Source organism: Flavobacterium sp. FlaQc-49, from assembly GCF_044005985.1.
Lineage (GTDB): Bacteria > Bacteroidota > Bacteroidia > Flavobacteriales > Flavobacteriaceae > Flavobacterium > Flavobacterium cupriresistens.
The window spans coordinates 1-255 of record NZ_JBIPCS010000057.1; the positions used below are offsets into that span (position 1 = coordinate 1).

Below are 255 nucleotides of genomic sequence, written 5' to 3' on the forward strand. Positions count from 1 at the left end.
TAACGGAGTGAAATAGATCCTGAAACCATACGCTTACAAGCGGTCGGAGCCCTTTCGTGGGGTGACGGCGTGCCTTTTGCATAATGAGCCTACGAGTTAACGTTGCTGGCAAGGATAAGTGGTTAAGCCACGGATCCGTAGCGAAAGCGAGTCTGAATAGGGCGCTTTAGTCAGTAGTGTTAGACGCGAAACCGTGTGATCTACCCATGGGCAGGATGAAGCGCTGGTAACACAGTGTGGAGGTCCGAACCGGTT

General features: G+C 52.2%; 1 rRNA gene. It reads left to right on the plus strand.

Annotation, left to right across the window (positions count from 1 at the left end):
- Nucleotides 1-255, plus strand: a 23S ribosomal RNA gene (locus ACHRV3_RS23060); the annotation flags it as partial.